This is a genomic window from Streptomyces sp. NPDC029216, assembly GCF_040648015.1.
In the GTDB taxonomy this organism is placed as follows: Bacteria; Actinomycetota; Actinomycetes; order Streptomycetales; family Streptomycetaceae; genus Streptomyces.
This window is the reverse complement of the sequence record NZ_JBEZWL010000014.1, coordinates 54,239-79,806: the sequence shown is the minus strand read 5'-3', so window position 1 is coordinate 79,806 and position 25,568 is coordinate 54,239. Positions and strand designations below refer to the sequence as shown.

At 73.8% G+C, this 25,568-nt stretch carries 26 protein-coding genes; 14 read left to right on the top strand and 12 right to left on the bottom strand.

The genetic code is table 11. The features are described 5' to 3' along the window. Positions 1-69: 69 nt before the first annotated feature. From AB0F18_RS08575 to AB0F18_RS08565, 3 genes are all read right to left on the bottom strand, one after another. Positions 70-1,992, bottom strand: coding sequence for a hypothetical protein (locus AB0F18_RS08575; RefSeq protein WP_362056362.1), 1,923 nt, complete (start codon positions 1,990-1,992; stop codon positions 70-72). A gap of 100 nt (positions 1,993-2,092) precedes the next feature. After that, positions 2,093-2,887, bottom strand: a complete 795-nt coding sequence (locus AB0F18_RS08570) for a tyrosine-protein phosphatase (RefSeq protein ID WP_362056360.1) — start codon at positions 2,885-2,887, stop codon at positions 2,093-2,095. A 114-nt stretch (positions 2,888-3,001) separates the two neighbouring features. After that, positions 3,002-3,625: a rhomboid-like protein gene (locus AB0F18_RS08565; RefSeq protein WP_362056358.1), complete on the bottom strand. Its 624-nt coding sequence runs from the start codon at positions 3,623-3,625 to the stop codon at positions 3,002-3,004. Between the two features lie 65 nt (positions 3,626-3,690). Here AB0F18_RS08565 and AB0F18_RS08560 point away from each other — a divergent pair, with 65 nt between their 5' ends. Together AB0F18_RS08560 and AB0F18_RS08555 are read left to right on the top strand one after the other, a co-directional pair. Next, positions 3,691-4,671 (top strand): hypothetical protein, encoded by a 981-nt coding sequence (locus AB0F18_RS08560; RefSeq protein WP_362056356.1) that lies wholly within the window; start codon positions 3,691-3,693, stop codon positions 4,669-4,671. 80 nt (positions 4,672-4,751) lie between these two features. Next, positions 4,752-6,392: a PepSY domain-containing protein gene (locus AB0F18_RS08555; RefSeq protein ID WP_362056354.1), complete on the top strand. Its 1,641-nt coding sequence runs from the start codon at positions 4,752-4,754 to the stop codon at positions 6,390-6,392. Between the two features lie 82 nt (positions 6,393-6,474). Here the strand turns inward: AB0F18_RS08555 and AB0F18_RS08550 are convergent, their stop codons facing one another. Next, on the bottom strand, positions 6,475-7,089 hold the full coding sequence (locus AB0F18_RS08550) for a winged helix-turn-helix domain-containing protein (protein ID WP_362056353.1): 615 nt from the start codon (positions 7,087-7,089) through the stop codon (positions 6,475-6,477). 522 nt (positions 7,090-7,611) lie between these two features. After that, the gene (gene glnII / locus AB0F18_RS08545; protein WP_362056351.1) at positions 7,612-8,631 is read right to left on the bottom strand and encodes a glutamine synthetase; all 1,020 of its coding nucleotides are present in this window, start codon (positions 8,629-8,631) and stop codon (positions 7,612-7,614) included. A gap of 179 nt (positions 8,632-8,810) precedes the next feature. On the opposite strand from glnII, the gene AB0F18_RS08540 reads away from it, so the two are divergent. Further along, entirely contained in the window at positions 8,811-9,761 is a 951-nt protein-coding gene (locus AB0F18_RS08540; protein ID WP_362056388.1) for a Gfo/Idh/MocA family oxidoreductase, read from the top strand. Here AB0F18_RS08540 and AB0F18_RS08535 read toward each other — a convergent pair. Both AB0F18_RS08535 and AB0F18_RS08530 read right to left on the bottom strand, forming a co-directional pair. Next, a complete protein-coding gene (locus AB0F18_RS08535; RefSeq protein ID WP_362056349.1) occupies positions 9,754-10,287 on the bottom strand; it encodes a hypothetical protein in 534 nt (177 codons plus the stop codon). The two genes, AB0F18_RS08540 and AB0F18_RS08535, sit on opposite strands and share 8 nt — an antisense overlap. Before the next feature lie 257 nt (positions 10,288-10,544). Further along, on the bottom strand, positions 10,545-10,982 hold the full coding sequence (locus AB0F18_RS08530) for a MarR family transcriptional regulator (protein WP_362056347.1): 438 nt from the start codon (positions 10,980-10,982) through the stop codon (positions 10,545-10,547). 82 nt (positions 10,983-11,064) lie between these two features. Here AB0F18_RS08530 and AB0F18_RS08525 point away from each other — a divergent pair, with 82 nt between their 5' ends. Further along, the gene (locus AB0F18_RS08525) at positions 11,065-11,922 is read left to right on the top strand and encodes an alpha/beta fold hydrolase (RefSeq protein WP_362056346.1); all 858 of its coding nucleotides are present in this window, start codon (positions 11,065-11,067) and stop codon (positions 11,920-11,922) included. Between the two features lie 37 nt (positions 11,923-11,959). On the opposite strand, the gene AB0F18_RS08520 is transcribed toward AB0F18_RS08525, so the two are convergent. Continuing rightward, positions 11,960-12,331, bottom strand: a complete 372-nt coding sequence (locus tag AB0F18_RS08520; RefSeq protein ID WP_362056344.1) for an ArsC/Spx/MgsR family protein — start codon at positions 12,329-12,331, stop codon at positions 11,960-11,962. 117 nt (positions 12,332-12,448) lie between these two features. Between AB0F18_RS08520 and AB0F18_RS08515 the strand changes: the two genes are divergently transcribed. Next, positions 12,449-12,706 carry a hypothetical protein gene (locus AB0F18_RS08515; protein WP_362056343.1) on the top strand — a complete coding sequence of 86 codons (258 nt, stop codon included), beginning with the start codon at positions 12,449-12,451 and terminating at the stop codon, positions 12,704-12,706. A 50-nt stretch (positions 12,707-12,756) separates the two neighbouring features. On the opposite strand, the gene AB0F18_RS08510 is transcribed toward AB0F18_RS08515, so the two are convergent. Both AB0F18_RS08510 and AB0F18_RS08505 read right to left on the bottom strand, forming a co-directional pair. After that, positions 12,757-13,689, bottom strand: coding sequence for a nuclease (locus tag AB0F18_RS08510; RefSeq protein ID WP_362056341.1), 933 nt, complete (start codon positions 13,687-13,689; stop codon positions 12,757-12,759). A 52-nt stretch (positions 13,690-13,741) separates the two neighbouring features. After that, the gene (locus tag AB0F18_RS08505; RefSeq protein WP_362056339.1) at positions 13,742-14,845 is read right to left on the bottom strand and encodes a PP2C family protein-serine/threonine phosphatase; all 1,104 of its coding nucleotides are present in this window, start codon (positions 14,843-14,845) and stop codon (positions 13,742-13,744) included. Between the two features lie 114 nt (positions 14,846-14,959). On the opposite strand from AB0F18_RS08505, the gene AB0F18_RS08500 reads away from it, so the two are divergent. The 3 genes from AB0F18_RS08500 to AB0F18_RS08490 all read left to right on the top strand — a co-directional run bounded on the left by AB0F18_RS08500 (position 14,960) and on the right by AB0F18_RS08490 (position 18,032). Then, on the top strand, positions 14,960-15,649 hold the full coding sequence (locus AB0F18_RS08500; protein WP_362056337.1) for a VIT family protein: 690 nt from the start codon (positions 14,960-14,962) through the stop codon (positions 15,647-15,649). A gap of 50 nt (positions 15,650-15,699) precedes the next feature. Further along, positions 15,700-16,590, top strand: coding sequence for a TIGR01777 family oxidoreductase (locus AB0F18_RS08495; protein ID WP_362056335.1), 891 nt, complete (start codon positions 15,700-15,702; stop codon positions 16,588-16,590). Positions 16,591-16,781: 191 nt separating this feature from the next. After that, positions 16,782-18,032, top strand: coding sequence for an FAD-dependent oxidoreductase (locus AB0F18_RS08490; protein WP_362056333.1), 1,251 nt, complete (start codon positions 16,782-16,784; stop codon positions 18,030-18,032). 217 nt (positions 18,033-18,249) lie between these two features. Here the strand turns inward: AB0F18_RS08490 and AB0F18_RS08485 are convergent, their stop codons facing one another. Continuing rightward, positions 18,250-19,686, bottom strand: a complete 1,437-nt coding sequence (locus AB0F18_RS08485) for a regulator (protein WP_362056331.1) — start codon at positions 19,684-19,686, stop codon at positions 18,250-18,252. A gap of 174 nt (positions 19,687-19,860) precedes the next feature. On the opposite strand from AB0F18_RS08485, the gene AB0F18_RS08480 reads away from it, so the two are divergent. The 5 genes from AB0F18_RS08480 to AB0F18_RS08460 all read left to right on the top strand — a co-directional run bounded on the left by AB0F18_RS08480 (position 19,861) and on the right by AB0F18_RS08460 (position 23,267). After that, complete coding sequence (locus AB0F18_RS08480; RefSeq protein ID WP_362056330.1) at positions 19,861-20,184, top strand: hypothetical protein; 324 nt, start codon at positions 19,861-19,863, stop codon at positions 20,182-20,184. A gap of 78 nt (positions 20,185-20,262) precedes the next feature. Beyond that, entirely contained in the window at positions 20,263-21,072 is an 810-nt protein-coding gene (lipB, locus tag AB0F18_RS08475; protein ID WP_362056328.1) for a lipoyl(octanoyl) transferase LipB, read from the top strand. A gap of 121 nt (positions 21,073-21,193) precedes the next feature. After that, positions 21,194-22,141, top strand: coding sequence for a lipoyl synthase (gene lipA, locus AB0F18_RS08470; RefSeq protein ID WP_362056326.1), 948 nt, complete (start codon positions 21,194-21,196; stop codon positions 22,139-22,141). A gap of 225 nt (positions 22,142-22,366) precedes the next feature. Further along, on the top strand, positions 22,367-22,564 hold the full coding sequence (locus tag AB0F18_RS08465) for a hypothetical protein (protein ID WP_079426347.1): 198 nt from the start codon (positions 22,367-22,369) through the stop codon (positions 22,562-22,564). A gap of 10 nt (positions 22,565-22,574) precedes the next feature. After that, positions 22,575-23,267, top strand: coding sequence for a DUF4191 domain-containing protein (locus tag AB0F18_RS08460; RefSeq protein ID WP_362056324.1), 693 nt, complete (start codon positions 22,575-22,577; stop codon positions 23,265-23,267). An 89-nt stretch (positions 23,268-23,356) separates the two neighbouring features. Here the strand turns inward: AB0F18_RS08460 and AB0F18_RS08455 are convergent, their stop codons facing one another. After that, positions 23,357-23,824 carry an RDD family protein gene (locus AB0F18_RS08455; RefSeq protein WP_362056323.1) on the bottom strand — a complete coding sequence of 156 codons (468 nt, stop codon included), beginning with the start codon at positions 23,822-23,824 and terminating at the stop codon, positions 23,357-23,359. A 186-nt stretch (positions 23,825-24,010) separates the two neighbouring features. On the opposite strand from AB0F18_RS08455, the gene glnA reads away from it, so the two are divergent. Further along, positions 24,011-25,420, top strand: coding sequence for a type I glutamate--ammonia ligase (glnA, locus tag AB0F18_RS08450; protein WP_362056321.1), 1,410 nt, complete (start codon positions 24,011-24,013; stop codon positions 25,418-25,420). The last annotated feature ends 148 nt before the right edge of the window (positions 25,421-25,568 follow it).

Here is a 25,568-nt window from a genome sequence, read left to right as displayed (position 1 = left end):
CGCCCAGCCACCCCCGGCCCGCAGCCGAACACCCAGCCGCGCCCCCGAGGCCCCGAGGCCCCCCGAAACCTAGCGGAGCGCCCCGGCTCGGCTCCCATCCGTCAGCCGCCCCGACAGATCCACCTGCGCCCCCTCCGGCGCCTTCACCGCCAGCCGGTTCCCGTTCGCGCTGCCGTTCACCCCGCCGCCCGTCGCCGTCAGCGAGGTGAACTGTGCGCTTCCCGCCGCCAGGACGTACCACTGCCCCGCCCGGGACTTCCACAGCACCCCGGCCAGCACCCGCGGCTCCCGCGTCCCGCACGCCGCCGAGCCCTCCGCCTTGGCCGCCTGCGCGGCCAGCGCCGCCCCCGGCGCCAGGAACTGGACCTGCACCCGGTCGGCCGCGCCCTGCCAGGTCTCCGCCCGGCTGCACAGCCAGGTCGCCGCCCCGTCGCCCTCCGGCAGCGGCTGCTTCGCGTACGTCCACGCGTTGACGGACCGCACCCCGTGCGACCGCACCGACGGCAGCAGGCACGCCGTCTTCGACCACTCGCCGAGCTCCGCCGCCTCCGTCACGTCCCGAGCGGCACCCGGCGCGCCCGACGTCAGCCGGGCCGGGGTCAGCTCGCCCAGGTCGGTGACCAGCCGGGTCGCGCCGTCGCCCGTCAGGGCCAGCGCGTTCCAGCCGGTGCACTCGCCGTTCGCCGCAGGACCCAGCACCGGCGGGGTGAGCCCGTCCGGGGTGAGCTTCAGCGCGGCCGGCTGCTCGCCGGGCTTGAGCAGGTCGCGCAGGGCGGCCCCGGTCACCCAGGGGGCCGTCAGATAGCGGACGTTGCCGTCGACCCGGCTGAGCACCAGGGCGGTCGCGGTGTCCGCCGTCGCCCCGTCCGTCCGCGCGAAGTCGAGCGCGGCGCCGGCCGTCCCGTTGCGCGGCTCGGCGTAGCGCACCACGCGCAGCCCGTCGTACAGCAGCACCACCACCGCCTGGTCGACGGCCCCCGCGAACAGCAGCTGCGGCGGCCCCATCGGCGGCCCCGCGGGGGTGCCGGGGGTGGCCGAGACCACCACCGCCTTGCCGGGGCGGGCCCACACGGCCAGCGCCCGCCGCAGCAGCTCGGTGTCCCCGGCCCGGTCGCCGCGCGCCGGCCAGGTGGAGTAGTCCGTACGGGAGGACGTCCGCCACGCCGCCGGCGTGGCCCGCACCAGCTGCGCGGGATCCAGGGCCTGCTCCGCCGCCGCGTTGCGCGCGTACGGCGGGGCGGCCGGCCCGTCCGTCCCCCAGCCGCCGCCCGGCAGCGCCAGCAGCGCCCCGCACACCGCGAGCGCGGCCGCCCCGGCCACGGCCGCCCGCGCGAAGCGGCGGCGGCGCAGCAGGTCGGTGGGCCGGGCCTGGAGCACGCACGGGTCGAACTCGGGGGAGGAGAACAGGTCGTCGTGCGCCGGATCCCCGGACTCCGCGACCGCGGCCGCCGGGTCGGCCACCCCGGCCTCGGCGAGCACCCGCAGCACGTCCGGCTCCGCCAGCCCCTCCAGCGCCCGCAGCACGCACGCCGCCCGGCCCGGGCCGTTCAGCGTGGCCAGCCACTGGTCCAGTGCCAGTTCCTCGGCCCCGCCCGCCCGAGGGAACAGCCGCAGCCCCCACACCTGCGGGAGCAGCGCCGGAAGCTGCCCGCGCAGCGGAAGCGCCCTGAACGTCAGCGGGACCCCCGCCTCCAGGGCGGACCGCAGCACGCGCAGCCGTACGTACGCGTACCCGGACTCGGGCCCGCCCAGCCCGCCCCGCTGCGCCGGCACCCCGCCCTGCACCCCTGCGGCGTCGGCGGCCCGCCGCCCGCGCGGCAGCGCGCGCTGGGTCAGCGAATGGGCGGTGAGCACCCGCCGGTTGCGGCCGAGGGAGGGCGGCAGCACCAGGTAGGCGAGCCGCACCAGCCGCGGGTAGTGCTCGACGATGGCGGCCTCGGCCTGCTCGACGTCGGGGGGCAGGGGGCGGGTGGCGGTATCCGGCGCAGTCACGTTCAGCAGAACGAGCGAATCATGGGATGGTCACCCGCATCAGCGCACACGTTCGGATGATTCGGGCACGCCGGGCGTGACGTCGGGCCGGATCGGCCGGTCAGGCGATGAGCCGGGCGCGCAGCGCCTCGACGGTCTCGTCCGGGACGTTCAGGCCCTCGCGGACGTACTTCTCCATCGAGCCGAAGCGCAGGTAGACCTCGTCCAGGCCCGCTTCCAGGTAAGAGGGGAACACGCCGATCAGCGCCAGCGCGATGTCCGGGTCCCCGCCGGCGCCGGTGAAGCCCTCGATCATTGGGGCGAAGGCGGCCTTCACCGCCGGGTTCACCGACAGGTACTCGGCCATCAGGGTGTCCTCGTCGGCGCCGAGCAGCGACAGCAGCACCGTCGCGCCCCAGCCCGTACGGTCCTTGCCGGCCGTGCAGTGGAAGAGCAGCGGGCCCGCCTGCGGGTCGGCTGCCTCGGTGAGCAGCGTCCGGTACGCGGCGTGCGCGGAGCCGGTGCTGACGAAGGACCGGTAGACCGTGCCGAACAGGGCCTGCGCCTTGCCCCCGCCCAGGTGCTCCTCGGCCACCGCCGGGTCGGCGAGGAGGTCCTTGAGCTGGGTGGCGGCGGGCATCCGGCCGTTGTTGATCTTGTCCGCGAGGACGTCGCGCACGAGCAGGCGGACGCCGTCCGGTATCCGGTCCGGGTGGTCGGCCCGCTCGGCCTCGCTGCGCAGGTCGATGACCGTGCGCAGACCCAGCGCGGCCACCGCCGGGTCGGCGTCGAGGTCGAGCCGGTCGAGGGCGCCGGAGCGCAGGAGCAGGCCGGAGCGGACGGTGCGGCCTCCGGGGAGCGGAGTGCCGCCGAGGTCGCGGAGGTTGGCGACGGTGATGGAGGACGTGACGGTCATCGTGGCGGCTCCAGCTTCTGCGCGCGGTGCGGGCGGCCGGCCCGTCCGTGCGGGGTGAGGTGACTCGTGTCAGGCGTGGTCGTGCAGCGGTGGCGGCCGCTGTCACGCCACCGCTTAGATATGAGCGATTTTGCGACGGTTTGATCCGGAAAGATAATCGACGGCGCATGAGACCCCGATCCCGAGGCCCAGCGCCACGAGGTGGCCGGCGTCGGTGAAGGTCCGCTCGCGCCGCAGCACCGGCCGCACGGCGAGCGCCAGCAGCCCGGCCCGGGCCGTCGTGCGGACCGCCCCGCGGGGCAGCGCCGAGGTCAGGGCGCCGAGGACGGCGTTGAACCCGTAGCTCGTACCGACGTCCAGGGCCCGGCGGGTCTCGCGGTCGGCCGTGCGGCGCAGCACCCCGTAGACGAGGAGCGTCGCCGAGGCGTGCCCGAAGAGGAACACCGCGGCCGTCCACCAGGCCCCGTACGCGTACTCCGCGTAGCCCAGCACCGCGACCAGCAGCAGGGCGTACGGCAGCGGCATCGGCTCCTCGACGACGAGCGCGCTGCTCAGCAGGGTCTCCCAGCGGCCGCCGTCGAGGTTGTCGACGTTGGTCGACCAGTCGCGCAGCATCCGCTCCCGCTCGGCCGGGGCCAGCCGCTCCAGGGCGTGGGCCCCGAGCTGGACCCCGCCGGTGTAGAGCGCGCCCAGCGGCCCCAGGGGGAGCGGCGACCATGACCATGGCAGTGGATTCACCCGTCCATGATCGGATACGGCCCTGACGCGTACGGCGCCGGGCCCCGTGAGAGCATGACCGGGACATGTCTGAATCCCGCCCACGCGTGCCGATGCGCGCCCCGCGCGCCGCGATGTTCGCGGCGGTGTGCGTGGCGCTGGCCGCGGTGGGGCACGCCCACATGTCGGGCACGGACATCCCCCTGCCCTGGCTCCTCGGCGCCTTCGCCGCCACCGCCACACTCGCCTGGACGGCCACCGGCCGCCGCCGCGGCCCCCTGGGCATCACGACGGCCCTGCTGACGCTCCAGGCCGCCCTGCACGCAGCCTTCTCCACCGGCCAGACCCACACCCACGCCACCCCGCCGCCGCCCGACACGACCCACGCCCCAGCCCAGGCACCCGCGCCCGCCAACCCCGCCGGGCCCCCGCACGCCGCCGCACCGGCGACCCCGGCCGGCCTGCCGGACGCCCCCGGCGTCGCGGGGCTGCCCCACGCCCCCGGGGCGGCCGACGCCGCAGGGGTGTCCGACCCGGCCGGACTGGCGGACGCGGCCGGCGCGGGGATGCCTCATATCGTCGGGCTCCCGCACGCCCCCGGGCTGGCGGACGCCGCCGGGGCGGTGCACTCCGCCGGGATGCACGACCCGGCCGGCATGTCGCATTCCGCCGGGCTGGCCGACGCCACCGCCACCGGCATGGGCGGGCTCGCCGATCTGCTCGGGATGGCCGGGCACGGTGGCCTCGGGATGGTCGCCGCGCACCTGCTCGCCGGGCTGTTCTGCGCCTTCTGGCTCGCCCGGGGCGAGGCGGCTCTGTTCCGGCTGGCCGGGGCCCTTGGGGCCACCGCGCTGCTGGCCGCCCGGCCGCTCGCCCGCGTCCTCGCACTGCTCCGTACCCGGCCGGCCCCCGTACCGGGCCCGCCCGCGCAGCGCCCCCCGTACGAACGGCCGCGCCGGCTGCGCGGAGCCGTACACGCCCACACCGCGGTCCGCCGGGGCCCGCCCGGGCGGCGGAACACCCGTACCACGGCCCCCTGGCCGCTCCCTGCCCGCGCCGCCGCCTGACCGGCGGCGCACCCTCCGTTGGCGAGGGGGTGGCGAGACCAGGGGCCGATCCCCTCGTTTCGCCGAACCCTAGGACCGACATGTCCCTTGACGACCTCACGGACACCCCCGCGCGGGGTACCGAGGCCGCGACCCAGCCCACCCCCGCGCCCCAGAGCGCCCCCGCGCCCGACCCGGCCCCCACGGCGCAGGGCACCCACGCGCCCGGCCCCGCCCCTGCGCCCGCAGCGGCAGCGGCACCCGCACCCGAACCCGCCGCCGACGCGGCCTCCGCGCCCGGCCCGGAAGCCGGAACCCAGGGCGGAGCCGAAGCCGAGGCTGCCCGCGGGACCGGCGGAGCCAAGCGTGGGTGGGCCGGGCTGCGGCCTCTGCTCCTGCGCGTGCACTTCTACGCCGGGCTGCTCATAGCCCCGGTCCTTTTCCTCGCCGCCGCCACCGGTCTGCTCTACGCCGGCTCCTGGCAGGCCGAGCGGATCCTCTACTCCCACGAGCTGACCGTCGACCAGGTCGGCGAAGCCGCCGTCCCGCTCAGCACCCAGGTGAAGGCCGCCAAGGCCGCCGAGCCCCAGGGCAAGGTCGTGGGCGTGTGGCCCGCGCCCGAGCCCGACGCCACCACCCGGGTGGTCATGGAGGACCCGGGGCTGGCGGAGGGCGAGACCCTCACCGTGTTCGTCGACCCCTACACCGCCGAGGTCCGCGGCCACCTCACCACCAGCGGTGACGCGCTGCCCCTGCGCGCCTGGCTGAGCGAGTTCCACGCCAGCCTTCAGCTCGGGGAGTTCGGCCGGAACTACAGCGAACTCGCCGCCAGCTGGCTGTGGGTGGTCACCCTCGGCGGGCTCGCCCTGTGGATCGGCCGCCGCCGCACCCGCAAGGCCCGCCTCGTCCTGCCCGACCGCGCCGCCTCCGGCCGCCGCAAGACCCTGTCCTGGCACGGCAGCATCGGCCTCTGGGCCGCCGTCGGCCTCGTCGGCCTCTCCGCGACCGGCCTGACCTGGTCGAAGTACGCCGGTGAGAACATCGGGCAGCTCCAGGACCGGCTCGGCGGGGCCACCCCCTCCGTCGCCGCCCAGCTGAAGCCGGGCTCCGGGGCCCCCGCCGGCGGCGACGAGCACGCCGGCCACGTCATGCCCGACGGCACGGAGATGTCCATGCCGATGCCCGCCACCGACATCGGCATCGACAAGGCCGTCGCCGCCGCCCGCGCCGCCGGGGTCACCGAGAGCCTGCGCGTCACCCTGCCCGCCAAGGGCAAGGGCTACGTGATCAAGGAGGCCGACAAGACCCTGCCCGTCCACCTCGACTCGGTCGCCGTCGACCCCGCCGACGGCCGGGTCATGGACCAGCTCCGCTTCGCCGACTACCCGCTCCTGGCGCAGCTGACCCGCTTCGGGATCGACCTGCACATGGGTCTGACCTTCGGGATCGCCAACCAGATCGCGCTGGCGGCGCTCGCCGTCGCGGTGATGTTCCTGATCGTCTGGGGCTACCGGATGTGGTGGATGCGCCGGCCCACCAAGGAGCGCACCCTCTCCGTCGGCCGTGCCCAGCCGCGCGGCGCCTGGCGCAGGCTGCCGGTGACCGTGCTGCTGCCGTTCGCCGGCGTGACGGCGGTCATCGGATGGTTCGTCCCGCTGCTGGGGATCAGCCTGCTGGCCTTCCTCGTCGTGGACGTCGCCCTCGGCTTCGCCACCCGCAGGCGCGCGGCCCGGGCCGCGTAACGGCCACGGCGGTGGGCTCTTACGTACGCGGCCGCGGCCGCGTACGGGCACGGGCCCACCGCCGTGCCTGCCTTCCCCGCCGTCACGGCGTGTACTTGTACCCCACACGGCGGACGGTCTGGATCGCACCGCGGTGCGCGGCGCCCAGCTTGCGGCGCAGGCGGGCGATGTGGACGTCGACCGTCCGGCCGTCGCCGACGTGGCCGTAGCCCCACACCGTGGTCACCAGCTGGTCCCGGCTGTGCACCCGGTGCGGGTGGGCCACCAGGTGGGCCAGCAGCTCGAACTCCAGGTAGGTGAGGTCCAGCAGTTCGCCGTCGACCTCCGCCGTGCGCCGCGCGGCGTCGATCCGCACGAGCGCGTCCCCAGTCGTCGTCGAGGGCTGGACCGCAGGCTGGGCGGAGGCGACGGGTCCCGGTACGGGAACGGACTGCGGGGCGAAGGCGATCGGCTGCTGGTCGGCCGGTACGAGGACCAGGTAGCCGACCATCGGCGGCTGGCCGGGCAGCGAGGGCACGGCGTGCTGGGGCGCGGGCAGCCAGGTGGCGCCCGGCGGGAGCAGGTCCACCACCCGGGCCACCTCGTCCCGGTCCACGGCCCGCAGCCGGTGGCGCGGACCGTTCGGGACGGGCGGGAAGGGCAGGGGAGCGGAAGTCGCAGCGGAGGCGGCGGAAGTGAGGGAGCGGGTGTTCGCCATGAGTGATCGGCTCTTTCACGCGGAGTGGTCGGCAGAAGACGTACGTGTGCATGTGCTGGTGTGCGTATGCACGTAGTCGTTGCGTACCGCGCAGACCGAAGGCCCCGGGCGGGTCTGGTGACGGGTCCCGGAAGGCTTTAGAGGGCCGGCGCGTTCTCGGCGCGGCAACACACCCGGTCGAAATCGTGGTCCTGACGGGACGGCCAGAAGGGCTCCAGGTCGCTGCGACCTGTCGGGGAGTTCGAATGGCTGGCCATGAGCGCCATTGAAGCAGAAACCAACGGCCCGGGGCAGGCCGTGTCTCACCTGCTGGAGCGGAATCTCAAATTCAGATGTCAAGCCTTCGTCAGGCCGCAACAATCCCGACAAACCGTCAGCCGGAAAGTCACTCCCGCCCGTCTGCTCCGGTCGCCCGTATCGGATGGTGGGCAGATCCGTCCCACCCCACGACGACAACGCGACGCGCCCGCCCTCCCCGAAGGGAGGGCGGGCGCGACGCGTCGGATACGGGAGACGCCGGTGTCAGACCAGGCCGTCCTTCTCCAGACCGGTGCAGCAGGTGTCCACGATCAGGCGGGTCACCACGTACGGGTCCACGTTCGCGTTCGGACGGCGGTCCTCGATGTAGCCCTTGCCGTCCTTCTCCACCTGCCACGGGATGCGGACCGACGCGCCGCGGTCCGAGACGCCGTAGCTGAACTCGTTCCAGGGGGCCGTCTCGTGCAGCCCCGTCAGGCGCTCGTCGATGCCGGCGCCGTAGTTCTTGACGTGGTCGAGCGGCTTGCTGCCGTCGCCCAGCGCCTCGCACGCGGAGATGATCGCGCGGTAGTCCTCGCGCATCGCCTTCGTCGAGAAGTTGGTGTGCGCACCCGCCCCGTTCCAGTCGCCCTTGACCGGCTTCGGGTTCAGCGTCGCCGACACGTTGAAGTCCTCGGCCGTGCGGTACAGCAGCCAGCGCGCGATCCACAGCTGGTCGGAGACCTCCAGCGGGCCCACCGGACCGACCTGGAACTCCCACTGGCCCGGCATGACCTCGGCGTTGATGCCCGAGATCTCCAGACCGGCGGCCAGACAGTGGTCCAGGTGCTTCTCGACGATCTCGCGGCCGAAGATCTCGTCCGCGCCGACGCCGCAGTAGTAGCCGCCCTGCGCGGCCGGGAACCCGTTGACGGGGAAACCGAGCGGGCGGGCGCCTTCGAAGAAGGTGTACTCCTGCTCGATGCCGAAGACGGGCTCCTGCGCGGCGAACTTCTCGGCGACCGGACGCAGCAGCGCGCGGGTGTTCGACTCGTGCGGGGTCATGTCGATGTTCAGGACCTCGCACAGCACCAGGATGTTGTCGCCCCCGCGGATCGGGTCCGGGCAGGAGAAGACCGGCTGCAGGACGCGGTCGGAGGCGTGGCCCTCCGCCTGGTTCGTGCTCGAACCGTCGAAGCCCCAGATCGGCAGCTCCGCCCCGTCCGCCAGGATCTTCGTCTTGGAGCGGAGCTTCGCCGTCGGCTCGGTGCCGTCGATCCAGATGTACTCAGCCTTGTAGCTCACGGGCCCATCCATCCTGACTCTGGGGCTTCGGTCTGTCCAAAAGCGTCCTCCTTGGCGATTTCTCATCCGTTGCCCGTGTGTGAATCCCGTGTTACCGGGGTTTACACCGCAGGTCGGGTGGGCGTGTGCGGGTCGGCGGCTGCACACCCGTCCGAGTGGGGCAGACTGAGCAGGTGAGCATTTCGTACGATTTCAACTCATCCGGGGAGGGCTCCGAGCGGGTCTCCGGCCGCCCCCGCCCCCGCGTCGGCCTGCTGGGCACCGGCCCCTGGGCCCGCCGCACCCACGCCCCCGCCCTCGCCGCCCACGCCGGCTCCGACTTCGTCGGCGTCTGGGGCCGCCGGCCCGAAGCGGCCGCCGAGCTGGCGGACGCGCACGGGGCGAAGGTGTACGAAGACCCCGACGCGCTGTTCGCGGACTGCAACGTCGCGGCCTTCGCCCTGCCGCCGGACGTCCAGGCCCCGCTCGCCGTGCGCGCGGCCGCCGCCGGCTGCCACCTGCTGCTCGACAAGCCCGTCGCCACCACGGTCCGGGACGCCCGCGCCGTCGCCGACGCCGCCGCCGCGCACGGGGTCGCCTCCGTCGTCTTCCTCACCCTCCGCTTCGCCGAGCCCACCGCCGGCTGGGTCCTCGAACAGGCCGGGCGCAGCGGCTGGTTCACCGCCTCCGCGCACTGGCTCGGCGCCGTCTTCCCGCCCGCCGGCGAACCCAGCGCGTACGCCGACTCGCCCTGGCGCAAGGCCAAGGGCGGCCTGTGGGACGTCGGCCCGCACGCCCTGTCCGTCCTGATCCCGGTCCTGGGCGAGGTCACCTCCGTCACCGCCAGCCGGGGCCCGTCCGACCTGGTGCAGCTGGCCCTGCGGCACGCCTCCGGAGCCGCCAGCACGGCCGTCCTCAGCCTGGGCGCGCCGCGCGCGGCGGCCGGGGTCGGGCTGGAGCTGCGCGGAGCCGAGGGCGTCTTCTCCCTGCCCGGCTGGAGCGACGTACCCGGCGCCTACGGCCGCGCCCTGGACGCCGTCCTCACCGCAGCCCGCACGGGCGTCCCGGACCCGCGCGGGGCGGAGTTCGGCGCCCGGCTGACGGAGATCCTCGCGGAGGCGGAGGACCAGCTGGCCGCCGCGCTCACTTGATCAGCGCGTTGGCCACGATGATGGCCAGGCCGATGGCGGCGTCGGCCAGGCCGATGAGCAGCGCCGACGTGATCCGGTAGCCGACCCGGATCGCCACGAAGGAACCCCAGGCGAAGAGCAGCGCGGTGTTCAGCCCGAGCCCGACGGCCGTCACCCCGTACGACTCCCAGCGCGCGATCCCGGCCAGCAGGAGCAGCAGCACGGTGGGCAGGGTGGCGGCGATCATCGGCCACTCGTTCCACAGCGCCCGCACCAGCAACCGCCACCGGTGCGCGGCGGAGCCGGCCTGGTGGGTGGTCATGTGGTGCGAGTACCCGTGGGCGAGCCCGGCGGTGGCGGCGGTGACGAGGACCCAGCTGGCGTCGTAGAAGGGGGTGTACTCCCCACCTTTCTGATCGAGCGCCGCCAACAGCCCACTGGCCAGCACGGTCCCGTACACCCCGCCGAACATCCAGTCGGCCCCGCGCCGGGGCGGGGGGAGGGGTGGGGCGGTGGGGGGCTGGTGGTGGTGCTGGTCGTCGGTCATGGGGTGCTGGTCCTGATTCGGTGCGGTTTGCGCCGTTTGGCGTCGGGCCCACCCTACGAGGTGCGGGGTGGGGGCGAGGTGAAGAGACGGGGCCGGGAGCGGAGGGTCGACCGGGACCACGGATGGGCGGGGCCTTACTCGGCGGCCTCAGAGAAGGGTTGGGGGTTTCCCGCCACGGAAGGACGATGAGACTGACGGGAAAACCCCAACCCTTCCCTGAGACCGCCCGGCTCAGGCCCTGCCCACCCCCGGACCCCTCACCCCCCGAACGCCACCTGCGCCGTGGTCAGGAACCCCCGCACCGCCTCCCGTTCCTCCCGCGTCAGCCCTGCCAGCGCCTCCGTCAGCGTCTCGATCGCCGGGCCGAAGAAGGTCTGGCCCAGGTGGATCGCCTCCGGGGTGACGGACAGCAGGACGCGGCGGCGGTCGTGGGGGTCGCGGAGGCGTTCGACGTGGCCCAGGCGTTCCAGGCGGTCGATCACCGCCGTCGTGCCGGCCGAGTTGAGGCCCAGGCGGGTGCCCAGGAGGCCCGCCGTGGCCGGTTCGGCGGCGCGGGCGGCGTCCAGGAGGCAGATCAGGGCCCGTACGTCGGTCGGGTGCATCCCGTTGGCGGCGGCGAACTCCGCCTGCCGCAGGCCGAATTCGACCGTCACCGCCCGCAGCAGGTGCACCAGTTCCAGGGCGTTGTCGTGCACGCGGCCTCCCGCCTAAGCTGATCTCTCGCTGAGCGAGATTATCGCCTGTCGACGTGTTTCGAGCAGATCCGGAGAGCCAGCCGTGTCCCCTGCACCGTCCTACCGTGCCGCCTACGACGAGGTCCTGGCCCGGTGGCCCGTGCCCGTCGAAGCCGTCGAGGTGCCCACGCCCCACGGGGTCACCCGCGTCAACGTCTGTGGCCCCGCCGGGGCCCCGCCGCTGGTCCTGCTGCCCGGCGGGGGCGGGGCCACCTCCACCGTCTGGGGGTCCTGTGTCGCCGCCGGGCTCGCCCGGGGGAGGCGGGTGTACGCCGTGGACCTGATGGGGGAGCCGGGGCTCAGCGTCCCGGCGCCCGGCCGGGCGGTGCGGACGCCGGAGGACCTGGCCGTCTGGCTCGATGCGGTCCTGGACGGGCTCGTGCCCGAGGGGCGCGTCACCCTCGCCGGCCACTCCTACGGGGCCTGGATCGCCGCCCATTACGCCGACCGCCGCGCGGGCTGGTACGCACCGCGCCGGCGGCTCGACCGGCTCGTGCTGCTCGACCCCACCCGGGTCTTCGCCGGGCTGGACCCCCGCTACGTGCTGCGGGCGCTGCCCATGCTGCTGCGGCCCACCCCGGGGCGGATCCGCTCGTTCCTCGCCTGGGAGACCGGAGGGGTTCCGCTCGACCCGGCCTGGCTGCGCCTGCAGGAGGCGGGCGCCGCGTTCCCGGCCGCCAGGCCCGCCACCGGCCCCCGCCCGGACCTGACGGGGCTCGCCCCCTTCCCCATCGACGTCCTCTTCGCCGAGCGCGCCCGCTGCCACGACGCCACCCGGGCGACGGCCGTCGCCACGCGGGCCGGGCTGCCGGGGGCGAGGGTCCGCCTGCTGCGCGGGGTCTCGCACCACGCGCTGCCGCTGGCGGCGGCCGGTGAGGTCGCCCGCCTCCTGGCACCCTGACCGGCCCCGGTCACCCCGGCCCCGGTCCCGCCCCCGCCTACGCCTTCCGCGACAGGGCCTCGCGGACCGCCTCCTCCGAGCGGGCCACCACCGCCGTGCCGTCCTCGGCGGTGATGATCGGGCGCTGGATCAGCTTCGGGTGGGTGGCGAGGTGGGTGACCCAGCGGGCGCGGGCCTCGTCCGTCGCCTCGCGCGGGAGGTCCCGTACGCCGGTCTCCTTCGCCAGGGGGTCGGAGGTGCGCGTGATGTCCCACGGCTCCAGGCCGAGGCGGCCCAGCACCTCGCGGATCTCGGCCTCGGACGGTACGTCCTCCAGGTAGCGGCGCACGGTGTACTCGGCGCCCTCCGCGTCCAGCAGGGTCAGTGCGCTGCGGCACTTCGAACAGGCGGGGTTGATCCAGATCTCCATGCCCGAAAGCCTAGCCAGGTGCCGTCGGATCCCTGTCCGGCCAGGGCTTTTGTCAGTGCCCCCCGGTAAAATCGAAGGAGAACGACAGGAAGCCAACTACCGTTTGGGAGGCTGTAGATGGCCGCTGCCGCGAGCATTGTGATGCCCAAGAGGAAGCCGCTGCCGGCGGGGCTGCCCCGCGAGTGGTACGAGAACCACAACCGCCGTCTGAAGGCGATGCGGCTGGCGATCTCCCTGCTCGACACGGGGACGTACGACGCCAAGCGCGCGACCAACCGCAAGATACGGACGATGGCCGTCCGGGTGGGGATCCACCGGCCGTCCAACCTCACCTGCCGGATGGTCCGCGCTTTCATCGTCGCGAACGCCGGCTGAGCGGTGGGCGGGCTGACGGGCGGGCCGCCGGCCCGCCCGTCAGCCGGGGTTCACTTCTCCACGAAGACGATCTCCTCGGCCGCGTGGGTCATCTTCACGCTGTGGGGGCCGGCGCCGTCGGTGACCTCGACGATGTGGTGCAGGCCGCTGAACAGCTCGGGCTTTCCCTGGAGGTAGAACCTGTCCTCCGAGGCCCCCGCCAGATAGGCGCGGAAACAGGACAGCGACGGGTCCGGCCGGTTGAGGTCCAGGTAGTCCTTCAGGCGGCGGAAGAGCTTCGGGAGGATCACGGCCCCGTCGTCGGTCGTGAGCGAGTCCAGCCCGCTGACCTTCGCCCCGGTGAGGGTCACGTCCTTCGCCCACACGCCCGTCCCGGCGCTCCGCGCCGTCGCCGCCGCCGCGGTGAGGGAGGCGCGCAGGAGCTCGGGGAACTCGCTGTAGTAGGTCGGGTAGGCCAGGCCGGCCTTGACCAGCTGGTAGTTGGCGGTGTTCTTCAGCGCGCGCTCGTCGATGTCGATCAGGTAGCCGTTGGGGGCGGGCGGGAAGCCCTTGCCGGCCAGGCCGACGCACCGGCCGAAGACGTCGGCGCCCCGGGCGAGCACGTAGCCGTGCGTGACCTCGGGGATGGTGCTGATGATCTTCTCGGCTTCCGGGTTCGGCGGGTCGCCGGGTTCGGGCTCCACCCGGTGGAAGTCGGTGAAGCCGAGCAGCGTCAGGAGCTCGTTCGCGGCGGCGTGCGCGAGCTTCAGGGGCTGGTGCTGGACGCCCGTGGGCGAGGTCTTGTCGCCGTAGTGGGTCTCCAGCGCGTCGATGCCCTCCATCCGGATCGCGGCGTTGCCGTCCGATCTCGGTAGGACCGGCCTGGTGCCGGGCACCAGCTTCCAGTCGGCCGGGTCGTCCGGTGTGAAGTCGATGGTGTCGCCGTCGGGCCGGAAGCCCTTGGCCCGGAAGGTTCCCTGGATCACCAGCATCGGCATGGACATGGCGGCTCCTACAGGTGTCGGCACGAGGACGCGCAGTGCATGCCCCCTGAATCTACGGAGATCCCGCACCGCCGGACAGCCGCTGTTCGGGCGACAGCACCAGCAGTGCCACGTCATCGCGCGGCCCGCCCCCGGTGAAGGCCGCGAGGTCCTGCCACAGCGCCGCCGGCAGGCCCGCCGGGTCGCCCGCCAGGACCGGGACCCGGCTGGCCAGCGGGTAGAAGAACCCCGACGCGTCCCGGGCCTCCGTGACCCCGTCGGTGTGCGCGAGCAGCCGGTCGCCCGGCAGTAGCGGCAGTTCCGCCACCTCGGGGAGGGCCGGCCCGGCAAGGCCCAGGCCCAGCGGCGGGCCCGGTTCGGCGGCCAGCTCCGTCACCGCGCGGTCCCGCAGCAGCAGGACCGGCGGATGCCCGCACGACACGATCCGTACGAGGTCCAGTTCCGGCGGGAACTCCAGCAGCACGGCCGTCGCGAACAGTTCCGGGTGCGCCACGGACTCCGCCGCCGCGTCGGCCGCCAGCCGCCGGTCCAGCCGGGCCGCGACCGCCGCCAGCCCCGGGTCGTCCAGCACCGCCTCCCGGAAGGCGCCGAGCAGCGAGGCCACCGTCCCGACGGCCGCCAGCCCGTGCCCCTGGACGTCCCCGACCAGCACCCGCACCCCGTACGGCCCGGCCCGTACGTCGTACAGGTCGCCGCCGACCAGCGTGCCCCGCTGGGCCGCCCGGTACAGCCCCGCGCAGCCCACTCCGCCCACCCGCTCCGGGACCGGCGGCAGCACCGCCAGCTGGGCGGCCTCCGCGACGGTGCGGACGCTGACCAGCTGCGCGTCGCGGCGCCGCCGCACCCAGGCGATGACCACGCTGAGCAGGCCCACCGTGGCCACGGTGGCCAGGTCGGCGCCGCGGGCGTGGCCGACCCCGAGCTGGGGGACGCCGAGGAGGATCAGCACCACGACGGCGAAGGCGGCGGACCCGAGGGCCCCGTACGAGAAGGCGGCCACGGCCGGCAGGGCCGCCAGGAAGTAGCCGAGCTCGGCGGTGGCGGTGGTCCACTGGGCGGCGCAGAGCGCCACCAGCGCCACCACGGGCGCGATCCGGGCCCACCGGGGCGGCGGGGCCCCGTGCAGCCAGCCGGGCTCGTCCCGTCCCAGCCTCACCCTCCGTCGCGCCCCTGCTCTCACCCCTCCACCCTGGTACGGGGTCCGGGGCCGCGCACGCCGGGTGGCCCCGGCGGGCTGGACCGGCCGGGCGGGGGCCGCGAGAGTGGTGGCGTGACGCAGACGCAGAGCGCGACGATCAGCACCCGGCTGAACTGGCTGCGGGCCGGGGTGCTCGGCGCCAACGACGGGATCATCTCCACGGCCGGCCTGGTGGTGGGCGTGGCCGGCGCCACCACCTCGCGCACGGCCATCCTCACGGCCGGGGTGGCCGGTCTGCTGGCCGGTTCGCTGTCGATGGCGGCGGGGGAGTACGTGTCGGTCAGCTCGCAGCGGGACTCGGAGCGGGCGGCGCTGGACCTGGAGCGGCGGGAGCTGGCGGAGGAGCCGGAGGCGGAGCTCGACGAGCTGACGGAGATGCTGGCCGCGCGCGGGCTGAGCCGGGCGGTGGCCCGGGAGGCCGCCGAACAGCTGACGGAGCGGGATGCGCTGAGGGCGCACGCGCGGGTGGAGCTGGGGATCGAGCCCGACGAGCTGGCGAACCCGTGGCACGCGGCGTTCGCGAGTCTGGTGGCCTTCACGGTGGGGGCGGTGCTGCCGCTGCTGGCGATCGTCCTGCCGGGGGCGTCGGTGCGGGTGCCGGTGACCGTGGTGGGGGTGCTGGGGGCGCTGACGCTGTGCGGGGTGGTGAGCGCGCGGTTGGGCGGGGCGCCGGTGCCGCGGGCGGTCCTGCGGAATGTCCTGGGCGGGGCCTTGGCGATGGCGGTCACCTACGCGGTGGGCACCTGGCTGGGCGCCGGCTGACCCCGCCCCGCGCAGCGGCAACGGCGGGTCCGGCAGGGGAGACTACCCCCATGCGCATCGCCATCACCGGGGCCTCCGGCCTCATCGGGAAGGCCCTCGTCCGCTCCCTGCACGCCGACGGCCACGACACCGTCCGCTTCGTCCGCCGGCCCCCCGCCGGCCCGGGGGAGGCGCGGTGGGACCCCGCGAGCGGCCACGTCGACCCCGACGGGCTCAAGGGGTGCGACGCCGTCGTGCACCTCGCCGGGGCCGGGGTGGGCGACCACCGGTGGACGGACGCGTACAAGAGGGAGATCCGCGACAGCCGGGTGCTCGGGACCGCCGCCCTCGCCCGGGCGATGGCGGCGCTCGACACCCCGCCGCCGGTCTTCGTGTGCGGGTCCGCCGTCGGGTACTACGGGGACACCGGCGACCGGGCCGTCGACGAGTCAGCGCCCGCCGGCACCGGCTTCCTGCCGTCCGTCTGCGTCGAGTGGGAGGCCGCCGCCGCCCCCGCGCGGGACGCCGGGATCCGGACCGTGTTCGCCCGGACCGGGCTGGTGGTCTCCGCCGAGGGCGGCGCCTGGGGCCGGCTGTTCCCCGTCTTCCGGGCCGGGATCGGCGGCCGGCTCGGCAACGGCCGGCAGTACTGGCCGTACATCTCGATGCGGGACGAGATCGCCGCCCTGAGGTTCCTGATGGAGACGGACGGGCTCTCCGGGCCGTTCAACCTCACCGCCCCCGAGCCGCTGACCAACCGTGAGGTCACCGCCGCCATGGGCCGCGTACTGCACCGGCCGACACTGTGCGCCGTCCCCGCGCCCGTGCTGCGCGTCGTGCTCGGGGAGTTCTCCCAGGACGTGCTGGGGAGTCAGCGGGCCAGGCCCGCACGGCTGTTGGACGCCGGGTTCGAGTTCGCCCACCCCGGCATCGAGGAGGCCATCAAGGCGGCTCTGGTCTAGGCGCCGCTCCGCCGTTGGTCCGGCGCTGGTCCGGCGCATCCCGCGTTCATGTGCGACCGCTTGTGACCCGCATGCGACCGTCGTGCGACCGGAGTTGTGCGCAATACCGCGCCGGACTCGGGTTCTCCCGGAGCCCGTTGGGGGAAGAAGGATCCCCACACAGCCGCCGCGCCGACCTCGGGGAGGGGCACGTGCTCAGCAGCGACGTCGTCATCGTAGGAGCCGGAGTCTCAGGACTCGCGGCAGCGCACCACCTGATCGCCGCCGGGGTCACCGTCAGCGTCCTGGAGACCACCGACGACCCCGGCGGCCGCATGGCCACCGCATCGGCCGACGGCTTCCGCCTCGACCGCGTCGGCCAGCTCCTCAACACCGCGTACACCGAACCCGCCCGCACCCCGGGCCTCGCGGGCCTGACCCTGCGCCCCTTCGCCCCCGGCGTCCTGGTGCACGGCGCCGACGGCAAACGGCAGCGGGCCGGGGCCCTCACCCCCGCCCGCGCGCTGGCCAGCGGCTCGCTCGACCAGGCCCGGCTCAGCGCCGCCCTCGCCCGCCTGGCCGCGCTGCCCCCGGACCGCGTCCTCGCCCGGCCCGAACGCACCGCCCTCGCGGCCCTCGGCTCCCGCGGCCTGCCGCCGCGCACCGTCAACGGGATCCTGCGGCCCCTGCTCTCCGCCCTGCTGCGCGACCCGGACCTCGGCACCTCCAGCCGGGTCGCCGACCTCGCCCTGCGCACCTTCGCCCGCGGCCGGCTCGCCGTACCCGAGGGCGGCGCGGCGACCCTGCCCGACCTGCTGGCCGCCGGCCTGCCGCCCGGCACCGTACGGACCGGGATCCGGGTGCGCTCGGTGGCGACGAACCTGGTCACCACCGAGGAGCACGGCGACTTCGGCTGTCGCGCCGTCCTCCTCGCCACCGGTGCCCGTGCCGCCGCCGAACTGCTCCCGGGGCTGCGGGTGCCCGCCTTCCACGAGGTCACCGTCATCCACCACGCGACCCCCGAGCCCCTGCCCTGGGACGGATCGCTGCTCCTGGACGCCGACCCCAAGTGGCCCGTCGCCCACACCACCGTGATGAGCGCGGTCGACCCCACCCGGGCCCCGGCCGACCGCAGCCTGGTCACCACCACCGTGCACGGCCCCCCGCCGCCCACCCGCACGGTCGCCGCCCGGCTGGCCCGGCTCTACGACACCCCGACCCGGGACTGGGAGCTGCTGGCCGTCCACCACACCCCGGAGGCCGTCCCGGCCATGCCCCCGCCGCACGACCGGCAGCGGCCCGTACGGGTCCTGGCCGGGCTCTACGTCTGCGGCGACCACCGCGACTCCAACACCGTCCAGGGCGCCCTCCACTCCGCCCGCCGCGCCGCCACGGCCCTGCTACGCGACTTCGGCATCCCCCTCCAGAGCCACCCGGAGCCCGTCCTCCCGGTAGCGGCCTGAGGGCCAGGCCCCCGGGCCTGGGCACGCGCCTGGCGCCCAGGCCCGGATCCGCCCCTGCCCGACCCCGACCCAAGCTCCGGCCCACGCCGGCATGGGGCGGGGGCCGGGGCCGGGCTGGCCCCCGCCGCAGCCCTGGCCCTGGCCGCCGGGAGCCGCCCCCAGCGCAGGGCCCCGGCGCCCCGGGGGCCCCGGGGCCGAGCCGCGCGCGAGGGGGGCGTCAGGAGAGGGCGGAGACCCGGTCTCGGTACGTTCGTACCGCCGCGGCGTCCCGGTACGGTTCCAGTCGGCGTTCGAAGTCCCGTACGTACTCCACCGCCCTCACCGACCGCATCTCGCTCGCCTGCTGCGCCGCCTCCGCCCCCAGCGCGCACGCCTGGTCCAGCTCGCCCAGCCCCAGCCGGGCCGTCGCCAGCACCACCCGGCAGAACAGCCGCGAGCGCGCGTACCCCGGCGAGCGGAGCTGGAGCGAGCGCTCCGCGTGCTGGGCGGAGGCCCGGTACTGCTGGAGGTCGCGGTGGCAGTGCCCGAACTCGTCCGCCAGCTGCGCCTCGTCGAAGGCCCGCGCCCAGTGCGGTACGTCGTCCCCCGGCCGGGCCGCGCCCAGCGCCCGTTCGGCCCGCACCAGCGAGGCCGTCGCCGCCCGGACCTCGCCCAGCACCGCGTGCCCCCGCGCCTCGGCCGCGTGCAGCAGCGACTGCACCACCGGCGGCGGGCCCGAGCCCACGCCCTGCTGGGCGACCCGGGCCAGCTGCACCGCCTCCCGGCCGTGGCCGAGGTAGACCGCCTGGCGGCTCATCGTGACCAGCACGTACGACCCGTACGGCCGGTCCCCGGCCGCCTGCGCGAGCCGCAGGGCCTGGACGAAGTACCGCTGGGCCAGCCCGTGCGCGGCGATGTCGTACGAGGTCCAGCCCGCGAGCCGGGTCAGGTCGGCGGCGGCCGAGAACAGCCGGCGCCCGGTGGTCTCCCCGTAGGTGCCGCGCAGCATCGGCTCGGCCTCGTGCTCCAGGTAGCGCACCAGGGCCTGGCGGGCGTGCCCGCCGCCGTAGGCGTGGTCCAGGGTGCGGAACAGCTCGCTCACCGACCGCAGCGCGGCGATGTCCCCGCCCGTGACCCGCTGCCCGGGCCCCCGGTCGATCTGCCGCTGCCGGGGCACCGAGGTGCGGCCCTGGAGCGGGACCCGGGCGGCGGGATCGGCGCCGCGCCCCACCCGCTCGTCGGCCCGCCCGATCAGCCAGTCCCGGCTGGGCACCACCAGCCCGGCCGGGGTGAAGGCGATCTTGCGCAGCTCGGCGTGCGAGCCGGAGTCCTTGCGCCACAGCCCGCTGGCGATGTCCACGGCCTCCTCCGGGGTGGCCGCGAACTCCAGCCCCGCGTACACGGGCGCGCACGCGTCCAGGCCCAGGTCCTGTGCCGACAGCCGACGCCCCAGGCGCCGGGTGAAGACCTCCGCGATCAGGGCCGGCGTGGTGCCCCGCGGCTGCTGGCCGCGCAGCCACCGGGTCACGGAGGTCTTGTCGTACCGCAGATCCAGCCCGTGCTCCAGCCCCAGCTGGTCGACGCGGCGGGCGAGCCCGGCGTTGGAGAACCCGGCTTCCGCGATCAGCGCCGCGAGCTGCCGGTTGGGGACGCGCTGGGCAGGTCGTTCCGTCATCGGCTCCACGGTTCCCGTACGTGTCGGACCGGAGTCCCGGCCCTGTGAACGGCGTGAATGTAGCGGCCAACTCCGCCTGTGCCGCCCTCTCTGCCCCACATTCATCCGATCGTGTGCAGAATGGGTAGGGCTCTTTACGGACCGGCACCCTCCCCCCGCGTAAGCTGCGACCCCATGAGCCGCCGGCCCCACGGGGCGCATCCGCCCGACGCGCACGCGCACGCGCAGCCCGGCGCCCCGCTGCCCGCCCCCGGGCTCACCGAGGGGCAGTGCCGCCGCTGCGGTACCCACATCGCGGGACTCGACGGCCGCTACGCGTGCGGGGTGTGCGGCTGGGTCAACGATCACTCCGAGGGCCACCGGCCGCTGCCGGGCGCCGACGAGGACCCGGACCGGCCGCCGGCCGGCCGCAGGCGGCCCCGCCGGCTCCCGGCCCCGCAGCCGGAGGCCGCGGAGCCCGCCGCGGACGCCGCGGAGGGGTCCGCTCCGGGGGCCTGAAGGGCCGCGCGCGGGCCGCCGTACTCTTGGACCGGTGCGGATACGTGCACACAGCAGGTTCAACGAGGAGGCGCTGCGGTGACTGAGCTTCGGTTTGTCCATCTGGGCTTCGGGCCGGAATCCGTCGAGTACACCGAGGCCTGGGAGGAGCAGCGGCGCGTCCACGCGGCCCGCTTCGCCGACGAGATCGACGACACCTGCCTGATGGTGGAGCACGAGCCCGTCTACACCGCCGGCCGCCGCACCGACCCCAGCGAGCGTCCGCTCGACGGCACCCCCGTCATCGACGTGGACCGCGGCGGCAAGATCACCTGGCACGGCCCGGGCCAGCTGGTCGGCTACCCGATCATGAAGCTGCCCCGCCCGGTCGACGTGGTCGCCCACGTGCGCCGCCTGGAGGAGGCCCTCATCCGCACCGCGGCCGAGTTCGGCGTGGAGACCACCCGGGTGGAGGGCCGCTCGGGCGTCTGGGTCCTCGGCGACCCCGTGGAGGAGCGTCCGAAGATCGGCGGCCTCTCCCTCGACTTCGACCCCCGGATAGGCGACGACGAGTTCGACGCCCGCCTCAACGGTCCCGAGTACGCCCCGTCCAACGCCGGCCAGCGCCGCGAGGACCGCAAGCTCGCCGCGATCGGCATCCGCGTCGCCAAGGGCGTCACGATGCACGGCTTCTCCTTCAACGTGAACCCGGACAGCACCTGGTTCGACCGGATCATCCCCTGCGGGATCCGGGACGCCGGTGTGACCTCGCTCTCGTACGAACTGGGCCGCGAGGTCACCATCGCCGAGGTGCTGCCGGTCGTCGAACGGCACCTGAAGGACGTGCTGGAACACGCCGAGCTGAAGCCGCGCGAGATCGAGCGCGAGCCCGAGCCGGCCGCCGGCTGACGACCGGGGGCGGGGCCGGGGAATGCGTCCGGCCGTCCCCGGGTTGGCCGGACGTAAGAGCGTACGAATTACGGGCGTACCCTGGTGGACGCCGAAGAATCGAAGTCACAGGGAGCCGGTCGTGTCCGCAGTCGCACCCGACGGACGCAAGATGCTGCGCCTGGAGGTCCGCAACAGCCAGACCCCCATCGAGCGCAAGCCCGAGTGGATCAAGACCCGGGCGAAGATGGGTCCCGAGTACACGAAGATGCAGAACCTCGTGAAGGGCGAGGGGCTGCACACGGTGTGCCAGGAAGCCGGCTGTCCGAACATCTACGAGTGCTGGGAAGACCGCGAGGCCACGTTCCTCATCGGCGGCGACCAGTGCACCCGGCGCTGTGACTTCTGCCAGATCGACACCGGCAAGCCCGAGGCGCTGGACCGGGACGAGCCCCGCCGCGTCGGCGAGTCCGTGGTCACGATGGACCTGAACTACGCCACCATCACCGGCGTCGCCCGCGACGACCTGGCCGACGGCGGCGCCTGGCTGTACGCGGAGACCGTGCGCCAGATCCACCAGCAGACCGCGGGCCGCGAGGGCGGCCGCACCAAGGTCGAGCTGCTGGCCCCCGACTTCAACGCGGTTCCGGAGCTGCTGGAGGAGGTCTTCGCCTCCCGCCCCGAGGTCTTCGCGCACAACGTGGAGACCGTGCCCCGGATCTTCAAGCGGATCCGCCCCGGCTTCCGCTACGAGCGCTCGCTCGACGTGATCCGGCAGGCCCGCGCCTACGGCCTCGTCACCAAGTCCAACCTGATCCTGGGCATGGGCGAGGAGCGCGAGGAGGTCTCGGAGGCGCTCAAGGAGCTGCACGAGGCGGGCTGCGAGCTCATCACCATCACCCAGTACCTGCGTCCCTCGCCGCGCCACCACCCCGTGGAGCGCTGGGTGAAGCCGGCCGAGTTCGTCGAGCTGGCGCAGGAGGCCGAGGAGATCGGCTTCTCCGGCGTGATGTCCGGCCCGCTGGTCCGGTCCTCGTACCGCGCCGGCCGCCTCTACGGGCAGGCGATGGAGAAGCGCGCCGGCGCGTGATCCACTTCGTCACGCTCCGTGTGAAGTCGGGCACAAAAACTTACTAGGCAGTAATGCGCGATGACGCGGCCCCTAGGCTCTTTCATATGGGAGAGCCCGGCGGGCCGCGTCAATCTTTCATCACGTTTGACCCACCGGTCATGCCCTGGTAACACCAATCAGTGACGCTGGATCCACGCACCGCACACGCCATCGATGCGAGTACCGAGAGTAGGGACCGACATCATGCAGGCCGCGCCCGTCCGCGCCATCGCCATTCCGTCCTTCAGTGAGGCCTTCCGCGGCATCGAATCGCTGCTCATGAGCGGTGCCCGCCGCAACGCCTGGACGGCCGTCCTGGAGGACCGCCGCAGGGCCAAGGACCGGGTGGAAACCGAACACGTGCTGGAGGCCGCGGCGACTCGGACCCCGCAGGCCACGTAAACTTCGCCTTATGGCGAGGAAGTCAAACGCAGAGACTGCTGCGAACCCCGGGCGACTGAAGCAGATCGCCCTGACCTACAAGATGACGCGCAAGGCCGATCCGATGGTCGGTCTCATCGTCGCGGGCGTGGGAATCGTCACCTTCGGTGTCTTCCTTGCGATCGGCTTCCTGATCGGCCACCCGGTCTACCTGGGCATCCTGGGCTTCCTGGTGGCGTTCCTCGCGATGGCGATCGTCTTCGGACGGCGGGCCGAGCGGGCTGCCTTCGGGCAGATGGAGGGACAGCCGGGCGCTGCCGCGGCTGTACTGGACAACGTGGGACGGGGCTGGACGACCACCCCGGCCGTCGCGATGAACCGGAACCAGGACATCGTCCACCGGGCCGTCGGCAAGGCGGGCGTGGTCCTGATCGCCGAGGGCAACCCGAACCGGGTGAAGGCCCTGCTCGCGGCCGAGAAGAAGAAGCTGGCCCGGATCATGCCCGACGTCCCGGTCCACGACTTCATCGTGGGCGAGGGCGAGGGCGAGGTGCCCCTGAAGAAGGTCCGCACGACGCTGCTGAAGCTGCCGCGCGTCCTGGCGGGTCCCCAGATCACCGCGGTCAACGACAAGCTGCGGGCCATGGGCGACCTCATGAGCAACATGCCCATCCCGAAGGGCCCGGTCCCCGGGCGCGGCATGCGCGGCCAGCGCCCGCGCTGACCGCACGTATACGAAAAGGGAGCGCCCCGCGAGCCGACGGCTCGCGGGGCGCTCCCTTTTCGTGTCGCTTTCGTATCGCGTCCCGCGGTTCAGATCCGGACCTGGACCGCGCCCGAGAGCCGGTCGTGCAGTCCGCGGCCGTCCCGGTCCCAGACCAGCGCCGGGATGAGCAGGGCCAGCAGCACCGTACGGAGCACCACGCGGAGGAAGCCGAGACGGCCGCCGTTCTGCGAGATCACCCGGAGGCCGAGCATCCGCTTGCCAGGGGTGAAGCCCACCGTGCCCACGGTCAGGATGGCCAGGGCCACGAAGAGCCCCAGCGTCCAGTTGCCCGCCGAGGTCAGGTCGCCATGGGTGATCAGCCCGTATGCGATCAGCTGGCAGCCGATCCAGTCGATGGCCACCGCGCCGAGCCGGCGCCCGAAACGGGCCACGGACCCGGGCCCCGACTGCGGCAGGCCGAGCTGCTGGCCCGGATAGCCGAAGTCGACCCCCATGTCCTCGGCGGCCGCGCGGGGGCCGGAGAGCCAGGAACCGATTGCTTGCCTGTTGTCCACTCCACCACGGTACCGGTGCTCCTCCACGGGACCTGGACGGGACCCTGGTTAACTTGTGCGAAACAAATGGGTCATGCTTGGGAAATCCCGTCTGCTTATGGTCGGGTCAGCGTGCGGCACCGCACTGACGCACCACGAGCTATAAAGCCCGTCCCTGCCCCGGGGACCGGGAGTAGGAGGAGTTGGATGTTCAAGAACGCCGACGAAGTGAAGCAGTACATCGAGGAGAACGACGTCAAGTTCGTTGACGTCCGCTTCTGCGACCTGCCTGGTGTGATGCAGCACTTCACCATCCCGGCGCGAGCGTTCGACCCGGCGGAGGAGCTCGCCTTCGACGGTTCCTCGATCCGCGGCTTCCAGGCGATCCACGAGTCCGACATGGCGCTGCGCGCCGACATCACCACCGCGCGCCTGGACCCGTTCCGCAAGGACAAGACGCTCAACATCAACTTCTTCATCCACGACCCGATCACGGGTGAGGCCTACAGCCGCGACCCGCGCAACATCGCCAAGAAGGCCGAGGCCTACCTCGCCTCGACCGGCATCGCCGACACCGCGTTCTTCGGCCCCGAGGCCGAGTTCTACGTGTTCGACAGCGTGCGCTTCGCCACCTCGGCCAACGAGGGCTTCTACCACATCGACTCCGAGGCCGGCGCCTGGAACACCGGTTCCGAGGAGAACAACCGCGGCTACAAGGTCCGCTACAAGGGCGGTTACTTCCCGGTCGCCCCGGTCGACCACTTCGCCGACCTGCGCGCCGAGATCTCCCTGGAGCTGGACGCCCAGGGCCTCCAGGTCGAGCGCCAGCACCACGAGGTCGGCACCGGTGGCCAGGCCGAGATCAACTACAAGTTCAACACGCTGCTCGCCGCGGCCGACGACCTGATGCTCTTCAAGTACATCGTGAAGAACGTCGCCTGGCGCAACGGCAAGACCGCGACCTTCATGCCGAAGCCGATCTTCGGTGACAACGGCTCGGGCATGCACGTCCACCAGTCGCTGTGGCAGGGCGGCGAGCCGCTCTTCTACGACGAGGCCGGCTACGCGGGCCTGTCGGACACCGCCCGCTACTACATCGGCGGCATCCTCAAGCACGCCCCGTCGCTGCTCGCCTTCACCAACCCGACGGTGAACTCGTACCACCGCCTGGTGCCGGGCTTCGAGGCGCCGGTCAACATGGTGTACTCGCAGCGCAACCGCTCCGCCGCCATGCGCATCCCGATCACGGGCTCGAACCCGAAGGCCAAGCGCGTCGAGTTCCGCGCGCCGGACCCGTCCTCGAACCCGTACCTCGCCTTCTCGGCGCTGCTCCTCGCGGGCCTCGACGGCATCAAGAACAAGATCGAGCCGATGGAGCCGATCGACAAGGACCTCTACGAGCTCTCCCCGGACGAGCACGCGAACGTCCCGCAGGTCCCGACCAGCCTGGAGGACGTCCTCAAGGCCCTGGAGGAGGACCACGAGTACCTCCTCGCCGGCGGTGTCTTCACCCCGGACCTGATCGAGACCTGGATCGACTACAAGCGCACGCACGAGATCGCCCCGATCGCGCAGCGTCCGCACCCGCACGAGTTCGAGCTCTACTTCGACCTGTAAGAAGTCGGGCCCGCGAAGTCGGGAACGTGCCTGATGGAAGGCCCCCCGCCGCTCTCTCGGAGAGCGGCGGGGGGCCTTCTGCTTTTGACAGGTCGCCCGACCGGGGTAACGGTTGATTTGGGACCTAAAAGCCCCGTAAGCCCGATAA

Bases quoted from the DNA above. Each gene is read 5' to 3' on its own strand.
- AB0F18_RS08480 (WP_362056330.1), top strand. From the start codon at position 19,861: ATGAGCCGCCGGCCCCACGGGGCGCATCCGCCCGACGCGCACGCGCAC.
- AB0F18_RS08465 (WP_079426347.1), top strand. From the start codon at position 22,367: ATGCAGGCCGCGCCCGTCCGCGCCATCGCCATTCCGTCCTTCAGTGAG.
- AB0F18_RS08510 (WP_362056341.1), bottom strand. From the start codon at position 13,689: ATGTCCATGCCGATGCTGGTGATCCAGGGAACCTTCCGGGCCAAGGGC.
- glnA (WP_362056321.1), top strand. From the start codon at position 24,011: ATGTTCAAGAACGCCGACGAAGTGAAGCAGTACATCGAGGAGAACGAC.
- AB0F18_RS08515 (WP_362056343.1), top strand. From the start codon at position 12,449: ATGGCCGCTGCCGCGAGCATTGTGATGCCCAAGAGGAAGCCGCTGCCG.
- AB0F18_RS08460 (WP_362056324.1), top strand. From the start codon at position 22,575: ATGGCGAGGAAGTCAAACGCAGAGACTGCTGCGAACCCCGGGCGACTG.
- AB0F18_RS08570 (WP_362056360.1), bottom strand. From the start codon at position 2,887: ATGACCGTCACGTCCTCCATCACCGTCGCCAACCTCCGCGACCTCGGC.
- AB0F18_RS08485 (WP_362056331.1), bottom strand. From the start codon at position 19,686: ATGACGGAACGACCTGCCCAGCGCGTCCCCAACCGGCAGCTCGCGGCG.
- AB0F18_RS08555 (WP_362056354.1), top strand. From the start codon at position 4,752: ATGTCCCTTGACGACCTCACGGACACCCCCGCGCGGGGTACCGAGGCC.
- AB0F18_RS08550 (WP_362056353.1), bottom strand. From the start codon at position 7,089: ATGGCGAACACCCGCTCCCTCACTTCCGCCGCCTCCGCTGCGACTTCC.
- AB0F18_RS08520 (WP_362056344.1), bottom strand. From the start codon at position 12,331: ATGGAGATCTGGATCAACCCCGCCTGTTCGAAGTGCCGCAGCGCACTG.
- AB0F18_RS08535 (WP_362056349.1), bottom strand. From the start codon at position 10,287: ATGACCGACGACCAGCACCACCACCAGCCCCCCACCGCCCCACCCCTC.
- AB0F18_RS08495 (WP_362056335.1), top strand. From the start codon at position 15,700: ATGCGCATCGCCATCACCGGGGCCTCCGGCCTCATCGGGAAGGCCCTC.
- AB0F18_RS08560 (WP_362056356.1), top strand. From the start codon at position 3,691: ATGTCTGAATCCCGCCCACGCGTGCCGATGCGCGCCCCGCGCGCCGCG.